Here is a 16,691-nt window from a genome sequence, read left to right as displayed (position 1 = left end):
GTACCGGATTATCAAACTGCCAGACGCGCACGACCTTTGGCGCGGCGACGCGACAGGACAGCACGGCCGTTCTTGGTAGCCATGCGAGCACGGAAGCCGTGGGTACGGGCGCGTTTGATGGTGCTTGGTTGGAAAGTACGTTTCATGGCGTTGTTACCTGGTTCGTCCACAACGGGCCGGAATGGCCCCCGTTTTAAGAGACCGGCGATTCTAGAGAAAGCAAGCCTCTAGGTCAATTTCCAACCAGCTTTTCCTTCAATTAGATCTCTATAGGGCAAAGGGCCCTTTTCTCTACGCTCAGCTTTCACGGGCAATGCCATAGATATAAAAATAAAGAAGGAAGTTATTTAAAGCTTTTCTGTAAAGCTTATAAAAGCTAGGCAGCCGCCTATCTGTGGATAACTGCCTTGAGGCCATGTTTCACCTGATGTACAGAGAATGACAACACGGGGGAGAAACTGGGCTCTGCCTGTGCTGCACTGTCGGATAAGCTGTGGGTGGAATGGGTTGTTATCCACAGGCCAGTTACCCACAGACTTTCGACCCCACTTGTACAACGAGCTCAGGCGCGCTTATCCACAGAGCTTATGCACAGACCATCTGTCGCTTTTTTATGGGATAAGGCATTGATTTTGGCTGCCCTGTGAGCAACCTACATGTGGATAAGTGGGCGGCTGGTCGCTACAATGGCGGCTGTTTTTGCCTCACCGGCTTTCAACTTAGGGGATATCCGTGTCAGTGGAACTTTGGCAGCAGTGCGTGGAGCTTTTGCGCGAAGAGCTGCCTGCCCAGCAATTCAACACCTGGATCCGTCCACTACAAGTCGAAGCCGAAGGCGACGAGTTGCGTGTCTACGCACCCAATCGTTTTGTTCTCGACTGGGTCAACGAGAAGTACCTGAGCCGCGTTCTCGAATTGCTCGACGAACATGGCAACGGCATCGCGCCCGTGCTTTCCTTATTAATAGGTAGCAAACGCAGCTCTGCGCCTCGCGCTGCGCCGAATGCGCCCTTGGCGGCGGCTGCGTCGCAGGCCCAGGCTGCGGCGGCACCGGTTGTCACGACGCCAACTGCTGTGCCTGCACCGTCCAAATCGTCTGCGCGCAAAAGCGCGCCAGAGCATGAAGAGCCGTCTCGCGACAGCTTCGACCCGATGGCAGGTGCCAGCTCTCAACAGGCACCGGTCCGCGCCGAACAGCGCACCGTGCAGGTTGAAGGTGCGCTCAAGCACACCAGCTACCTGAACCGCACGTTTACCTTTGAAAACTTCGTCGAAGGTAAATCCAACCAGCTGGCGCGCGCCGCTGCCTGGCAAGTTGCCGATAACCCCAAGCATGGCTACAACCCGCTCTTCCTTTATGGTGGCGTGGGCTTGGGTAAGACGCACTTGATGCACGCAGTCGGTAACCACCTATTAAAGAAGAACCCGAATGCCAAGGTTGTATACCTGCACTCGGAGCGCTTCGTGGCTGACATGGTCAAGGCCTTGCAGCTCAACGCCATCAACGAGTTCAAGCGGTTTTATCGCTCCGTTGATGCGTTGTTGATCGATGACATTCAATTCTTCGCCCGCAAAGAGCGTTCCCAGGAAGAGTTTTTCCACACCTTCAACGCCCTGCTCGAAGGCGGCCAGCAGGTCATCTTGACCAGTGACCGTTACCCGAAGGAAATCGAGGGCCTGGAAGAACGCCTCAAATCGCGTTTCGGCTGGGGCCTGACCGTTGCGGTCGAGCCACCGGAGCTGGAAACCCGCGTGGCGATCCTGATGAAAAAGGCCGATCAGGCCAAAGTCGATCTGCCCCATGACGCAGCGTTCTTTATCGCACAACGGATTCGTTCCAATGTGCGTGAGCTGGAAGGCGCGCTCAAGCGGGTCATCGCTCACTCCCACTTCATGGGCCGCGACATCACCATTGAGCTGATTCGCGAATCCCTGAAAGACTTGTTGGCACTGCAGGACAAATTGGTGAGTGTGGATAACATCCAGCGCACTGTGGCCGAGTACTACAAGATCAAGATTTCCGACCTGCTGTCTAAGCGCCGTTCGCGCTCGGTCGCACGTCCACGGCAAGTGGCCATGGCGCTCTCTAAAGAGTTGACTAACCACAGTCTGCCGGAAATCGGCGATGTGTTTGGCGGTCGCGATCACACCACGGTCTTGCACGCATGCCGCAAGATCAACGAACTTAAGGAATCCGACGCGGATATTCGCGAGGACTACAAGAACCTGCTGCGCACACTGACTACGTGATGACACCAGCGCAGCTTATTAAGGCAAGGGACTAGACCATGCATTTCACCATTCAACGCGAAGCCCTGTTGAAACCCCTGCAACTGGTCGCAGGCGTCGTCGAGCGCCGACAGACCTTGCCGGTGCTCTCCAACGTATTGCTGGTGGTCGAAGGCCAGCAATTGTCCCTGACGGGTACTGACCTGGAGGTTGAGCTGGTCGGTCGCGTTCAATTGGAAGAACCCGCCGAACCGGGCGAGATCACCGTGCCAGCGCGCAAGCTGATGGATATCTGCAAAAGTCTGCCGAACGACGCGCTGATCGACATCAAGGTCGATGACGCCAAGTTGGTAGTTAAGGCCGGTCGCAGTCGCTTTACCTTGTCCACCTTGCCGGCCAACGATTTCCCGACTGTAGAAGAGGGTCCGGGCTCGCTGACCTGCAGCCTGGAGCAAAGCAAACTGCGCCGTTTGATCGAGCGCACCAGCTTCGCCATGGCCCAGCAGGACGTGCGTTACTACCTCAACGGTATGCTGCTGGAAGTGTCCGAAGGCATCATCCGGGCTGTTGCCACTGACGGTCACCGTCTGGCGATGTGCTCGATGAAGGCTGATATCGGCCAGCCGGATCGCCATCAGGTGATCGTGCCGCGCAAAGGTATCCTCGAATTGGCGCGTCTGCTCACCGAACCGGATGGCAACGTCAGCATCGTATTGGGTCAGCACCATATCCGCGCAACCACTGGCGAATTTACCTTCACCTCCAAGCTGGTCGACGGCAAGTTCCCGGATTACGAGCGCGTGCTGCCTAAAGGTGGTGACAAGCTGGTGCTCGGTGATCGCCAAGCCCTGCGTGAAGCGTTCAGCCGTACTGCGATTCTTTCGAACGAGAAGTACCGCGGTATTCGCCTGCAACTGGCCAACGGTCAGTTGAAAATCCAGGCCAATAACCCGGAGCAGGAAGAGGCGGAAGAAGAAGTGGGCGTTGACTACAACGGCGGTTCCCTGGAGATCGGCTTCAACGTGAGCTACTTGCTCGACGTGCTGGGCGTGATGACCACCGAACAGGTTCGCCTGATTCTGTCCGACTCCAACAGCAGCGCCCTCGTGCAAGAATCCGACAACGACGACTCGGCCTACGTTGTTATGCCGATGCGCCTGTAATAGAAGCTAGATGTCCCTCAGTCGCGTCTCGGTCACCGCGGTGCGCAATCTGCACCCGGTGACCTTCTCCCCCTCCCCCCGCATCAATATCCTCCACGGCGCCAATGGCAGTGGCAAAACCAGCGTGCTGGAAGCCATTCACTTGTTGGGGCTCGCCCGTTCCTTTCGCAGTGCCCGTCTGTTACCGGTTATCCAATACGAACAATTGGCGTGCACGGTGTTTGGCCAGGTTGAACTGGCCGAAGGTGGACATAGCAGCCTGGGGATATCCCGTGATCGCGGTGGGGAGTTTCAAATCCGTATCGATGGTCAGAATGCACGCAGTGCAGCTCAGTTGGCTGAGATCCTGCCGCTGCAACTGATCAATCCCGACAGTTTTCGGTTACTGGAAGGCGCGCCAAAAATCCGCAGGCAATTCCTCGATTGGGGAGTGTTCCACGTGGAACCGCGCTTTATGGCCACTTGGCAGCGGCTGCAGAAGGCCCTGCGGCAGCGGAACTCATGGCTGCGGCATGGTACACTTGACGCCGCTTCGCAAGCGGCCTGGGACCGGGAACTGTGCCTGGCCAGCGACGAAATAGATGAATACCGCCGTGCCTATATCAAAGCCTTGAAACCAGTCTTTGAGCAGACCTTGAGTGAGCTGTTGGACCTTGAGGGACTGACGCTGAGTTACTACCGTGGTTGGGACAAAGAGCGTGAGCTGAGTGCTGTGCTTGCGACGTCCCTGCAGCGGGATCAGCAAATTGGCCATACCCAGGCCGGCCCCCAACGTGCTGATTTGCGTCTTAGGTTAGGCGCTCATAACGCTGCGGACATCTTGTCCCGTGGTCAGCAAAAGTTGGTGGTATGTGCGCTGCGTATCGCCCAAGGCCACTTGGTTAGCCAGGCCCGGCGCGGTCAATGTATTTATCTGGTGGATGACTTGCCGTCTGAACTCGACGAGCAACATCGCCGTGCGCTATGCCGCTTGTTGGAAGACTTACGCTGCCAGGTGTTTATCACCTGTGTAGACCACGAATTATTGAGGGAAGGCTGGCAGACGGAAACGCCAGTCGCTTTGTTCCACGTGGAACAGGGCCGTATCACCCAGACCCACGACCATCGGGAGTGAAGGCATGAGCGAAGAAAACACGTACGACTCGACCAGCATTAAAGTGCTGAAAGGTTTGGATGCCGTACGCAAACGTCCCGGTATGTACATCGGCGACACCGATGATGGTAGCGGTCTGCACCACATGGTGTTCGAGGTGGTCGATAACTCCATCGATGAAGCGCTGGCCGGCTACTGCGACGATATCAGCATCATCATCCACCCGGACGAATCTATCACCGTGCGCGACAACGGTCGTGGCATCCCGGTTGATGTGCATAAAGAAGAAGGCGTTTCGGCGGCAGAGGTCATCATGACCGTGCTCCACGCCGGCGGTAAGTTCGACGATAACTCCTATAAAGTCTCCGGCGGTTTGCACGGTGTAGGTGTTTCTGTCGTTAACGCCCTATCGGAACAGTTGGTTCTGACTGTGCGCCGTAGTGGCAAGATCTGGGAACAGACCTACGTGCATGGCGTGCCTCAGGCACCGATGGCTATCGTAGGCGACAGTGAAACCACCGGCACCCAGATCCACTTCAAGGCTTCCAGCGAAACCTTCAAGAACATTCACTTCAGCTGGGACATCCTGGCCAAGCGTATTCGTGAGCTCTCGTTCCTTAACTCCGGTGTGGGTATTGTCCTCAAGGACGAGCGCAGCGGTAAGGAAGAACTGTTCAAATACGAAGGCGGCTTGCGTGCGTTTGTTGAATACCTGAACACCAACAAGACCGCGGTCAACCAGGTGTTCCACTTCAACATCCAGCGTGAAGACGGCATCGGTGTAGAAATTGCCCTGCAGTGGAACGACAGCTTCAACGAGAACCTGTTGTGCTTCACCAACAACATTCCTCAGCGCGATGGCGGTACCCACTTGGTGGGTTTCCGTTCCGCACTGACGCGTAACCTGAACACCTACATCGAAGCCGAAGGCTTGGCCAAGAAGCACAAAGTCGCCACCACCGGTGACGATGCCCGTGAAGGCCTGACCGCGATTATCTCGGTAAAAGTGCCGGATCCAAAGTTCAGCTCCCAGACCAAAGACAAGCTGGTGTCTTCCGAAGTGAAGACCGCAGTGGAACAAGAGATGGGTAAATACTTCTCTGACTTCCTATTGGAGAACCCGAACGAAGCCAAGCTGGTTGTCGGCAAGATGATCGACGCCGCACGTGCCCGTGAAGCCGCGCGTAAAGCCCGTGAGATGACCCGTCGTAAAGGCGCGTTGGACATCGCTGGCCTGCCGGGCAAACTGGCTGACTGCCAGGAAAAAGACCCTGCCCTTTCCGAACTGTACCTGGTGGAAGGTGACTCTGCTGGCGGTTCCGCCAAGCAGGGTCGTAACCGTCGCACCCAGGCCATCCTGCCGTTGAAGGGTAAGATCCTCAACGTCGAGAAAGCCCGCTTCGACAAGATGATTTCTTCCCAGGAAGTCGGCACCTTGATCACGGCATTGGGCTGCGGTATCGGCCGTGACGAATACAACATCGACAAGCTGCGCTACCACAACATCATCATCATGACCGATGCTGACGTCGACGGTTCGCACATCCGTACCCTGCTGCTGACGTTCTTCTTCCGTCAGTTGCCGGAGCTGATCGAGCGTGGCTACATCTACATCGCCCAGCCACCGTTGTACAAAGTGAAAAAGGGTAAGCAAGAGCAATACATCAAAGACGACGACGCCATGGAAGAGTACATGACGCAGTCGGCCTTGGAAGATGCCAGCCTGCACTTGAACGACGAAGCTCCGGGTATCTCCGGTGAGGCGCTGGAGCGTCTGGTTAACGACTTCCGCATGGTGATGAAGACCCTCAAGCGTTTGTCGCGCCTGTACCCTCAGGAGCTGACCGAGCACTTCATCTACCTGCCGGCCGTGAGCATGGAGCAGTTGGGCGATCATGCAGCGATGCAGGATTGGCTGGCTCAGTACGAAGTGCGCCTGCGCACCTCCGAGAAGTCCGGCCTGGTGTACAAAGCCAGCCTGCGTGAAGACCGTGAACGTAACGTCTGGCTGCCAGAGGTCGAACTGATCTCCCACGGCCTGTCGAACTACGTCACCTTCAACCGCGACTTCTTCGGCAGCAACGACTACAAAACCGTGGTTACCCTGGGCGCGCAGTTGAGCACCCTGCTGGACGACGGCGCTTACATCCAACGTGGCGAACGCAAGAAGCAGGTCAAGGAATTCAAAGAAGCCCTCGACTGGCTGATGGCAGAAAGCACCAAGCGCCACACCATCCAGCGATACAAAGGTCTGGGCGAGATGAACCCGGATCAACTGTGGGAAACCACCATGGACCCAAGCCAGCGTCGCATGCTGCGCGTGACCATCGAAGACGCCATCGGTGCAGACCAGATCTTCAACACCCTGATGGGTGATGCGGTCGAGCCTCGTCGTGACTTCATCGAGAGCAATGCGTTGGCGGTTTCTAACCTGGATTTCTGATTCCGGTAGTCGCTAAATTAAAAAGGCCAACGCTTAGCGTTGGCCTTTTTTATTGCGTGAAACTATAGGTTTCCAAATTGCTCCACGTGGAACATCACGGTGAAGCAGCCGCGACGCTCTCCAACCGATACCCATACCCATAAATGGTCAACAGCTGCCAACCCCGGTCTGCCGTTAGCCCCAGTTTGTTGCGCAGCCGGTAGATGTGCGTATCCAGCGGCCGAGAGGACACCATTTCTTCGTGGGTCCAGAACCGCTCGTACAAGTATTCGCGGGACAGAGGCCGCGCCAAGTTGGCAAACAGGCAACTGGCCAAGCGGTACTCACGCTCTGTGAGGTTGATCGGTTTACCCGCGCGAGTGACGGTCAATTCAGCATCGTCGAAGGTCAGGTCGTTGAAGCTTTGTACTTCGTGAGCAGCTGATTTCTGCAGGCCGTGACGACGCAAAACTGCCGTGACGCGAGCTTTGAGCTCGTTAGGCCGGAAAGGTTTGCTGACGTAATCATCGGCACCACTGTTCAACGCGGTGACGATGTCGCTTTCGGCATCACGACTGGTCAGCATGATGACGGCAGGTGGCGACTCCATGTGTTCACGGGTCCAACGCAACAGGGCAATACCTGTGATGTCCGGTAGTTGCCAGTCGAGGATCAGCAGGTCGAAGGTTTCCCGGCGCAGTTGACGAAGCAGGTCTTCGCCCCGCTCGAAGCAATGCAGGGTCCAGGGTTGTTCGGCGGTGCTGGGAATTTGTCGCAGTGTCTGTTCCACCCGGCGCAGTTCAGCGGGTTCGTCATCCAGTATTGCGACACGCATGGGTGGTCCTTTCTTCTTGAAAAGTATGGCAGTCGTTTTGACCCGTTTCGAATAAGGGCACGTGCTGCGTAGATGCCGGCCATTGAATCTGAAGAATTATGCGCAGATTCATCGACCCCTTGGATCTCTCGGTACGCTGGGATCAATCAGTGGTCAAGCCGTTGAAAGTCCTCGGTACCTGTGTGGGAAAGATACCGGCTCCTGACCGTAAGTAAAAGGATCAGCCGACGCGTGCGCTGTCGTAAACTCCAGTGTCGTCCTACGATGAGCTAAGCCGCGTTCCATGACATCGTCTCCTACTCGACAACAGCACAGGCACGTTGACCTATGATGCTCTGGGGCAAGCCAGAAAAACGCCAACCCACCCATGCCCAGCGCCTGTTCCACGGCCTGGTGCGCGAATGGCTGTGGATCGGCCTGTTGCTTTTGCCCATCACGGCCTACTTGTCGCTGAGCCCCGGCCTGGCCTTGAATAACCCGCTGTATGACAGCCTTCGTCGACTCGCCCCGCTGCCGGTCGATCCGCGAATCCTGCTGGTGACCATCGACGAACCCAGCCTGAAAAAACTCGGCCAATGGCCTTGGCCACGTAGCTTGCACGCTGACCTGATTGATCGTCTGAGTGCGGCACAACCGGCGGGTATTTTATTCGACGTTTTTTTCAGCGAGCCCGGCGACCCTATCAATGACAAGCGCCTGGCCGATGCGGTGTGCAGCGCCGGTAATGTCTTGTTGCCCTTGGTTCGTGACAGCTCTGCGAGCTACAGCCAGCCAAGCGCGCAAATGTTGCCATTGCTCAAATGCGCCAAGGGCGTAGGCCATATCAACGTGGAAGCGGACAACGATGGTGTTGTGCGTAGCCTGTATTTGCTCGAAGGTCCACCCGACGCCACCGTCCCACAACTGGCGTGGCTGGCCTACCAAATGAGTGATGAGCCGTCGCAGATGCCTGGGGAACCACTGGAGCCTGTGACTAAGCAGTGGCATCGGGAACACGCAATTCGAATCCCATTCATCGCCGCCCATACCCATTTCCCCAGCGTGTCCTACGCCAGCGTATTACACGGCGAAGTGCCGTCAGAGCTATTGCGCGGTCGTCTGATTTTGGTGGGCGCAACCGCCTCCGGTATGGGCGACCGTTTCGTCACTCCGCTCTCCTCCACGGTCGGTACCACGGCAGGCGTGGAGATCCAGGCCAACGTGCTTAACGGCTTGTTGCAAGGGCGTAGCATCGTCGATCTATCGGGCTGGTTGGCGGCCCTCATGGCGACGTCCCTGGTGGCACTGCTGCTGGGACTGTTGCTGTATCGCCCACGCTTTGCGTTATGGATGACCCTGGGCTGCATGGCCATGGCGCTGCTGGTTTCCCTAAGCCTGCTGCGTCTGGGGCACTGGTGGTCGCCTGCCGCGTGCCTGATCGGTTTGCTGCTCAGCTACCTGATCTGGAACTGGCGCCGCCTGAGCGTGATCCTGGCCTACTTCGGCTGGGAACTGGCACGTCTGGATAACGAACCTAAAGTATTGCCCGAGCGCCGCCGTGCGCCTTCCAACAATGGCGACGTGCTCCAGTCGCGTATCTTCGCCCTGGAACAAGCCGTTAGCCGTACGCGTGACACCCGACGGTTTATGGCCGATGGCCTGGAGTGCTTGCCGGTGGCCACGCTGATCACCGACCCTAGGGGCAATATCCTGCTGGCCAATCGCATTGCCCGTGAAGTATTCGACAATGACCTGGTCAGTGAGAACTTGCAGGAACAACTGGCAGACTTGGGTTACCCGCCGCTGCACAACGGCGTGCGCCCGCCCCTCTCGGCGCTTGAACTGATCGAGTTTCGCGATATCCACCAACGTAGCCTGCGCATGGAGCTAGCGCCGCTGTTGCCCGCAGAAGGTGACGTGGCCCTTGGCTGGCTGCTGAGCTTGACAGACTTGAGCAAGGAGCGTGAAGCACAGCAGCACCGTGAAACCATGCTGCGCTTCCTTTCTCACGACCTGCGTGCGCCGCACTCGGCAATTCTTGCGCTGTTGGATGTGCATAACGGTGAGTCACCCGTGTTTGCCCAGATCGAACAGCAGGTGCGGCGTGCCCTGAGCCTCACCGAATCCTTCGTCCAACTGGCGAAAGCCGAGGCTGACGGCTATCGGTTCCAACCAACGCTGTTCGCCATGTTGGTGATGGATGCGTTTGACCAAGTGGCGCTGATCGCCCAGCTCAAAGGCATTCACTTGGTTCATGACCTTGATGAGGCCGATGAAGGCATGGTGTCAGCTGATCAGTCGCTGCTTACCCGTGCGTTATTCAACGTGCTGGAGAATGCCGTCAAGTACTCGCCCTCTGGTACCACCGTCAGGTTGACTCACGAAAGCACACAAGGCTGGCTGGAATGCCGCATCAGCGATCAGGGCCCGGGGATCGCCGCAGAGGATTTGCCAGAGCTCTTCAGCCAGTATCGACGCTTCGATTCAGCTCAGGGCAGCGAGGGGCTCGGGTTGGGGTTGACCATGGTCAAGGCGGTGGTGGAGCGCCACAGTGGGCGTATCAGCTGCGACAGTGTTCTGGGCAAAGGCACAACGTTCCGGCTGCAATTGCCGTTGTTGGATGACTAAAAAAGCATCTTTTTCGCTGTGCATAAAAAACCGGTCCCAAGGACCGGTTTTTTTAATGCGGGAAAAACTTATGCACCATTTTTGCGATTTTAGCGTCTTGAGAAATATGTAAGTAAATCAGCTTCTTACAATTCAAAAACGGCAATTCGCCAACAAACCGTACACAGCTTATCCACAGATGCTCAAGCCGCCGGCTTCTCGGCCACAACCGGCTCCGGCGGCAACGATCCCATGGCCCGTTGCTGTGCCTCGTTCCATGCCGAAGCGCGGTCATTGAGCGCAGCAATGGCGCGTGGGCCTTCACCTTCTGCGTACATCGGTTCGCCAATCACCACCGTGATGGTGCCCGCGCGTTTTGCCCAGCCGGTCTTCGGCCAGAACTTGCCGGCGTTATGGGCAATCGGCAGCACTGGCAGGTTGGCGTTGACCGCCAATGCCGTACCACCGCGTGAGAACTTGCCTACGGTGCCGTAGGGCACGCGTGTACCTTCCGGGAAGATCAGCACCCAGACGCCATCCTTGAGCAGCTCGTCGCCCTTCTTGGCCACGTGCTTGAGGGCCGCCTTGGGGTTGTCGCGGTCGATGGCGATCGGCCGCAACATGGCCATGGCCCAACCAAAGAACGGCACATACAGCAGCTCACGCTTGAGCACTTGGCTCAATGGCGAGAAGTACGCCGAAAGAAAGAACGTCTCCCAGGTGCTCTGGTGGTTCGACAGAATCACGCAGGGCTGTTCCGGGACGTTTTCAGCGCCCTTGATCTCGAAGCGAATGCCCAGGAATACCTTGGACAGCCACAACGCACAGCGGCACCAGTAGACGTTGATAAAGCGATAGCGCGCCTTGAACGGCAAAAATGGCGCAATAAAAAAGCTCAGGGTGCACCAGAGAAACGAACTGGTGCCCAACAGCAGGTAAAAGAAGAAGGTTCTGATGGCCTGCAAAATCGACATGGCGGCATTTACCGTTGCGGGACAACGCCCGCCTGTTAAAAGCGCACTCCCGAACATTCCTTGTCAGGAAGTCGAGGGCGGCTAGTTGTTGATAAGTTCTGCGGCAACGGCCGCGAGATCGTCAAAAATCAAAGTGCCCACCGGCAGGGTCTTCGCCTGGGTCGTTTCGCCTTTTCCGGTCTTAACCAAAACTGGCTGAGAGTCGACGGCTTTGGCCGCTTCCAGGTCACCGAGGCTATCGCCGACGAACCATAGCCCAGCCAGCGGCACCTTGTAATGTTCTGCAATGGTTTTCAACATGCCAGGCTTGGGTTTGCGGCAAGCGCAGCCCTCGTCTGGGCCGTGGGGACAGTACACAATCATCCCCACCTCACCACCCTGCTCGGCCACCAGCCTGCGCAAGCGCGCGTGCATGGCGTCCAGGGTGGCGATGTCGTAGTAACCGCGGGCGATGCCGGACTGGTTGGTGGCGATGGCCACCGTCCAGCCGGCTTTGCTCAACTGCGCGATGGCCTCGATCGAACCGGGCAGTGGAACCCACTCCTCCACCGACTTGATGTAAGCGTCGGAGTCGTAATTGATCACCCCGTCCCGATCAAGAATCAGCAGTTTCAACATGGTCAGCTCAGCGTCGAAATGTCAGCGATGTTGACGAACAGGCCGCGCAGACGCGCCAGCATGGCGTAGCGGTTTTTGCGCACGCCAGCGTCTTCGGCATTGATCATCACCGCTTCGAAGAACGCATCCACCGGCTCACGCAAGGTCGCCAGGCGCGCCAGGGCTTCGGCGTAGTTGCGTTCGGCGATCAACGGCTTCACGGCGTTTTCTGCCTTGGCGATGGCCGAGTTCAGCGAGAACTCCTTGGCGTCGGCGAACAGGCCAGGGTCGACGTCGGCGTTGCCCAGGCCTTCGGCCTTGCTCAGCAGGTTCGACACACGTTTGTTCACGGCGGCCAGGGCATCGGCTTCCGGCAGTTTGCGGAAGGCTTGCACGGCTTGTACGCGTTGGTCGAAGTCCAGCGCCGAACCCGGCTGCAGCGCACGCACCGATAGGTACACCGACACGTCCACGCCTTCGTCTTCGTAACGCGCACGCAGGCGGTCGAACACGAACTCCAGCACTTGCTCGGCCAGGCCGGCTTGCTTGACCTTGGCACCGAACTGGCCGACGGCAAACACCACGGCCTGGGTCAGGTCGAGGTCGAGCTTTTTGTCGATCAGGATACGCAGCACACCCAAGGCGGCACGGCGCAGGGCATACGGGTCTTTGCTACCGGTAGGCAGCATGCCGATACCGAAGATGCCGACCAACGTGTCCAGCTTGTCAGCGATGGCCACGGCCGCACCGGTCAGGGTGGTTGGCAGTTCAGCGCCGGCACCGCGCGGCATGTACTGCTCGTTCAGGGCCAGGGCTACGTCGTCCGGCTCGCCGTCGTTGAGGGCGTAGTAGTAACCGGCAACACCTTGCATCTCCGGGAACTCGCCGACCATCTCGGTGGCCAGGTCGCACTTGGACAGCAGGCCCGCTCGGGCGGCCCAGGCAGCATCGCCGCCAATACGCGGCGCAATGTAGGCCGCCAGCTTGGAAACCCGTACAGCCTTGTCGTAGACGCTGCCGAGTTTTTCCTGGAACACCACGTTTTGCAGGCGCAGGTTGAAGTCTTCCAGCTTCTGCTTCTTGTCTTGCTTGAAGAAGAACTCGGCATCGGTCAGGCGCGGGCGCACGACTTTTTCGTTACCGGCGATGATCTGCTGCGGGTCTTTGCTTTCGATGTTGGCCACGGTAATGAAGCGCGGCAGCAACTTGCCGTCCACGTCCAGCAGGCAGAAATACTTCTGGTTGTCCTGCATGGTGGTGATCAGCGCTTCTTGCGGCACGTCGAGGAAGCGTTCTTCAAACGAGCACACCAGCGGCACCGGCCATTCAACCAGGGCAGTCACTTCGTCCAGCAGGCTTGGCGGCACGATGGCGGTGCCTTCCTGCAAGCGGGCCAGTTCTTCGGTGCGCTTGCTGATCAGCTCGCGACGCTCGTTGGCATCGGCCAGCACGTAGGCGGCACGCAGGTCGGCGGCGTAGTTGGCCGGCGAGGTGATGCGAACGGCTTCCGGGTGATGGAAGCGGTGGCCGCGGGAATCACGACCAGCCTTCTGGGCGAGGATGGTGCAGTCGATGACCTGGTCACCGAGCAGCATCACCAGCCATTGGGTCGGGCGGACGAATTCTTCTTTGCGTGCACCCCAGCGCATGCGCTTGGGGATCGGCAGGTCGTTCAGCGAGTCTTCAACGATGGTCGGCAGCAAGCTGGCGGTCGGCTTGCCGGTGATGACCTGGCTAAAGCGCAGTTTAGGGCCGCTTTGGTCGATCTCGCTCAGTTCTACGCCACACTTCTTGGCGAAGCCCAACGCGGCTTGGGTCGGATTGCCTTCGGCGTCGAACGCTGCCTGGCGTGGCGGGCCGTCGAGGTTGATGCTGCGGTCCGGCTGCTGGGTTTCCAGCGCGGTCAGCAAAACTGCCAGGCGACGTGGCGCGGCGTAGACTTTTTTCGCTTCGAACTTCAGGCCAGCGCTTTGCAGGCCTTTTTCGATACCGGCCAGGAACGCGTCGGCCAGGGTGTTGAGTGCCTTGGGTGGCAGCTCTTCGGTGCCCAGTTCAACCAGGAAATCTTGAGCACTCATTGTGCAGCCTCCAGCTTAGCCAACACTTCATCACGCAAATCTGGGGTCGCCATCGGGAAGCCCAGCTTGGCGCGAGCCAGCAGGTAGGCTTGGGCGACGGAGCGCGCCAGGGTGCGTACACGCAGGATGTATTGCTGGCGCGCAGTTACCGAGATGGCACGACGGGCGTCCAGCAGGTTGAAGGTATGGGAGGCCTTCAACACCATTTCATAGCTTGGCAACGGCAGCGGCTGGTCGAGTTCGATCAGGCGCTTGGCTTCGCTTTCATAAAAGTCGAACAGTTCGAACAGTTTGTCGACGTTGGCGTGTTCGAAGTTGTAAGTGGATTGCTCCACTTCGTTCTGGTGGAACACATCGCCGTAGGTGACTTTGCCGAACGGGCCGTCAGCCCACACCAGGTCGTAGACCGAGTCCACGCCTTGCAGGTACATGGCCAGGCGCTCAAGGCCGTAGGTGATTTCGCCGGTTACCGGGTAGCACTCAATGCCGCCCGCTTGCTGGAAGTAAGTGAATTGCGTCACTTCCATGCCATTGAGCCAGACTTCCCAGCCCAGGCCCCAGGCGCCCAGCGTTGGCGATTCCCAGTTGTCTTCGACGAAACGGATGTCGTGCACCAGAGGGTCCAGGCCGACATGCTTGAGCGAGCCCAGGTAGAGTTCTTGGAAATTGTCCGGGTTCGGCTTCAATACCACCTGGAACTGGTAGTAGTGCTGCAGACGGTTCGGGTTTTCGCCGTAGCGGCCGTCAGTCGGGCGACGACTGGGCTGCACATAAGCGGCGTTCCAGGTTTCCGGGCCGATGGCCCGCAGGAATGTTGCGGTGTGGAAAGTGCCGGCGCCTACTTCCATATCGTAGGGCTGAAGTACCACACAACCTTGCTCGGCCCAGTATTGCTGGAGGGCGAGGATCAAGTCTTGGAAGGTACGCACGGCTGGCGTAGGCTGGCTCACGAAATTCACCTGTTACTTGGGCTGCGATTTAAAGAGCGGGAGTATACCCGATTCGGCCGCGCCACCATCCCCTGGAGCCTTATGCCACGCTGCTTTTGGTGTTCTGAAGATCCGCTGTACATGGCTTATCACGATCAGGAGTGGGGAACGCCGCTGCGCGATGCGCAGGGTTTGTTCGAGTTGTTATTGCTCGAAGGGTTCCAGGCGGGCCTTTCCTGGATCACCGTTTTACGCAAACGCGAGCATTATCGAAAGGTCTTGTTTGGTTTTGATGCGCAGCGTTTGGCGCAGTTGACCGATGATGAGATTGAAGCGCTGATGCTCGACCCAGGCATTGTGCGCAATCGCCTGAAGCTCAACGCCACCCGCCGCAATGCCGCGGCCTGGCTGGCGCTGGAGAATCCCGTGGCGCTGCTCTGGTCCTTCGTCGGCGGCGTGCCCAAGGTCAATCACTTCAAGGATCGCAGCGAAGTCCCGGCGATCACTCCCGAAGCCGAAGCCATGAGCCGCGCGCTTAAAAAGGCCGGTTTTACCTTTGTCGGTCCGACCATCTGCTACGCCTTTATGCAGGCCTCGGGCATGGTCATGGACCACACCCTGGACTGCGACCGTTACGCGGACCTGGCCAACGCCGGTTAGAATGCCGGCTTTGCGCACCACACACGATCAGGAGTGACCTGTGGAAAAGTTGAAAGGCGCCTTGCTGGTAGGGGCTCTGCGATTGTTCGCCCTGCTGCCCTGGCGCGCTGTCCAGGCCGTCGGCACGGCGATTGGCTGGATCATGTGGAAAACCCCCAACCGCTCCCGCGACACGGTGCGGATCAACCTGTCCAAATGCTTCCCGGACATGGACCCAGCTGCCCGCGAGCGTCTGGTCGGCCAGAGCTTGATGGATATCGGCAAGTCCCTGACCGAAAGCGCCTGCGCCTGGATCTGGCCGGCCCAGCGTTCCATCGACCTGGTACGCGAAGTCGAAGGCCTGGAAGTGCTGCACCAAGCCCTGGCCTCAGGCAAAGGCGTGGTCGGCATCACCAGTCACCTGGGCAACTGGGAAGTGTTGAACCACTTCTATTGCAGCCAGTGCAAGCCGATCATTTTCTACCGCCCGCCCAAGCTTAAGGCGGTGGATGAATTGCTGCGCAAACAACGCGTGCAACTGGGCAACCGCGTGGCGGCATCGACCAAGGAAGGCATCCTCAGTGTGATCAAGGAAGTGCGCCGGGGCGGTCAGGTGGGTATTCCCGCCGACCCGGAGCCGGCCGAATCCGCCGGGATCTTCGTGCCGTTCTTTGCCACCCAGGCCCTCACCAGCAAGTTCGTGCCGAACATGCTCGCAGGGCACAAGGCCGTGGGCGTGTTCCTGCATGCCCTACGGCTGCCGGACGGTTCGGGTTACAAAGTGATTCTGGAAGCGGCGCCGGAAGACATGTACAGCACCGACACGGCCACGTCCTGCGCGGCGATGAGTAAGGTGGTGGAGCGGTATGTCGGCGCCTACCCGAGCCAGTACATGTGGAGCATGAAGCGCTTCAAGAAACGCCCGCCGGGTGAGGAGCGGTGGTACTGACTTACCACTGACCTCCCAGCCAATGGAGATCAAATGTGGGAGCTGGCTTGCCTGCGATGCGGGCAACTCGGTGTTTCAGTTACACCGCAGTGATGCTATCGCAGGCAAGCCAGCTTGTATGGTTAGACTTGTAGGGGTGGTGGGACTAAAAGCCAGCATCTGACTCTAGCCAGTACAGACCGTGGGAGACTTCGCCC

13 protein-coding genes are annotated in these 16,691 nt (G+C 58.3%); 7 read left to right on the top strand and 6 right to left on the bottom strand.

Going from position 1 to position 16,691, the window contains the following annotated elements; genetic code table 11:
* Positions 1-11 precede the first annotated feature (11 nt).
* Positions 12-146, bottom strand: a complete 135-nt coding sequence (gene rpmH / locus ACLD1Y_RS00065; RefSeq protein ID WP_003213577.1) for a 50S ribosomal protein L34 — start codon at positions 144-146, stop codon at positions 12-14.
* Positions 147-732: 586 nt separating this feature from the next.
* Between rpmH and dnaA the strand changes: the two genes are divergently transcribed.
* Genes dnaA through gyrB form a run of 4 tightly spaced genes read left to right on the top strand, consistent with a single transcriptional unit; the run spans position 733 to position 6,928 of the window.
* Positions 733-2,250 carry a chromosomal replication initiator protein DnaA gene (dnaA, locus tag ACLD1Y_RS00060; protein ID WP_429474386.1) on the top strand — a complete coding sequence of 506 codons (1,518 nt, stop codon included), beginning with the start codon at positions 733-735 and terminating at the stop codon, positions 2,248-2,250.
* Between the two features lie 38 nt (positions 2,251-2,288).
* Positions 2,289-3,392 carry a DNA polymerase III subunit beta gene (gene dnaN / locus ACLD1Y_RS00055; RefSeq protein ID WP_185709615.1) on the top strand — a complete coding sequence of 368 codons (1,104 nt, stop codon included), beginning with the start codon at positions 2,289-2,291 and terminating at the stop codon, positions 3,390-3,392.
* A 10-nt stretch (positions 3,393-3,402) separates the two neighbouring features.
* Complete coding sequence (recF, locus tag ACLD1Y_RS00050; protein ID WP_010565854.1) at positions 3,403-4,506, top strand: DNA replication/repair protein RecF; 1,104 nt, start codon at positions 3,403-3,405, stop codon at positions 4,504-4,506.
* A 4-nt stretch (positions 4,507-4,510) separates the two neighbouring features.
* Positions 4,511-6,928 carry a DNA topoisomerase (ATP-hydrolyzing) subunit B gene (gyrB, locus tag ACLD1Y_RS00045; protein ID WP_429474383.1) on the top strand — a complete coding sequence of 806 codons (2,418 nt, stop codon included), beginning with the start codon at positions 4,511-4,513 and terminating at the stop codon, positions 6,926-6,928.
* 94 nt (positions 6,929-7,022) lie between these two features.
* On the opposite strand, the gene ACLD1Y_RS00040 is transcribed toward gyrB, so the two are convergent.
* Positions 7,023-7,742 carry a response regulator transcription factor gene (locus ACLD1Y_RS00040; protein ID WP_429474381.1) on the bottom strand — a complete coding sequence of 240 codons (720 nt, stop codon included), beginning with the start codon at positions 7,740-7,742 and terminating at the stop codon, positions 7,023-7,025.
* A 327-nt stretch (positions 7,743-8,069) separates the two neighbouring features.
* Here ACLD1Y_RS00040 and ACLD1Y_RS00035 point away from each other — a divergent pair, with 327 nt between their 5' ends.
* Positions 8,070-10,349, top strand: a complete 2,280-nt coding sequence (locus tag ACLD1Y_RS00035) for a CHASE2 domain-containing protein (RefSeq protein WP_429474379.1) — start codon at positions 8,070-8,072, stop codon at positions 10,347-10,349.
* A gap of 182 nt (positions 10,350-10,531) precedes the next feature.
* Here the strand turns inward: ACLD1Y_RS00035 and ACLD1Y_RS00030 are convergent, their stop codons facing one another.
* The 4 genes from ACLD1Y_RS00030 to glyQ all read right to left on the bottom strand — a co-directional run bounded on the left by ACLD1Y_RS00030 (position 10,532) and on the right by glyQ (position 14,927).
* Positions 10,532-11,302, bottom strand: a complete 771-nt coding sequence (locus ACLD1Y_RS00030) for a lysophospholipid acyltransferase family protein (RefSeq protein WP_429474377.1) — start codon at positions 11,300-11,302, stop codon at positions 10,532-10,534.
* An 81-nt stretch (positions 11,303-11,383) separates the two neighbouring features.
* Positions 11,384-11,920: a D-glycero-beta-D-manno-heptose 1,7-bisphosphate 7-phosphatase gene (gene gmhB, locus ACLD1Y_RS00025; protein WP_429474375.1), complete on the bottom strand. Its 537-nt coding sequence runs from the start codon at positions 11,918-11,920 to the stop codon at positions 11,384-11,386.
* A gap of 2 nt (positions 11,921-11,922) precedes the next feature.
* Positions 11,923-13,977, bottom strand: coding sequence for a glycine--tRNA ligase subunit beta (gene glyS / locus ACLD1Y_RS00020; RefSeq protein ID WP_429474373.1), 2,055 nt, complete (start codon positions 13,975-13,977; stop codon positions 11,923-11,925).
* Positions 13,974-14,927 (bottom strand): glycine--tRNA ligase subunit alpha, encoded by a 954-nt coding sequence (gene glyQ / locus ACLD1Y_RS00015; protein ID WP_003187265.1) that lies wholly within the window; start codon positions 14,925-14,927, stop codon positions 13,974-13,976. Before glyQ ends, glyS begins: the two co-directional genes overlap by 4 nt.
* Before the next feature lie 81 nt (positions 14,928-15,008).
* Between glyQ and ACLD1Y_RS00010 the strand changes: the two genes are divergently transcribed.
* Positions 15,009-15,566, top strand: a complete 558-nt coding sequence (locus ACLD1Y_RS00010) for a DNA-3-methyladenine glycosylase I (protein ID WP_429474371.1) — start codon at positions 15,009-15,011, stop codon at positions 15,564-15,566.
* A gap of 40 nt (positions 15,567-15,606) precedes the next feature.
* Complete coding sequence (locus ACLD1Y_RS00005) at positions 15,607-16,494, top strand: lysophospholipid acyltransferase (RefSeq protein WP_257780486.1); 888 nt, start codon at positions 15,607-15,609, stop codon at positions 16,492-16,494.
* Positions 16,495-16,691 lie beyond the last annotated feature (197 nt).

The organism is Pseudomonas sp. 18175, assembly GCF_050432925.1.
Taxonomy (GTDB): domain Bacteria; phylum Pseudomonadota; class Gammaproteobacteria; order Pseudomonadales; family Pseudomonadaceae; genus Aquipseudomonas.
The sequence above is the reverse complement of the archived record's forward strand: the minus strand, read 5'-3'. Positions and strand labels throughout refer to the sequence as shown.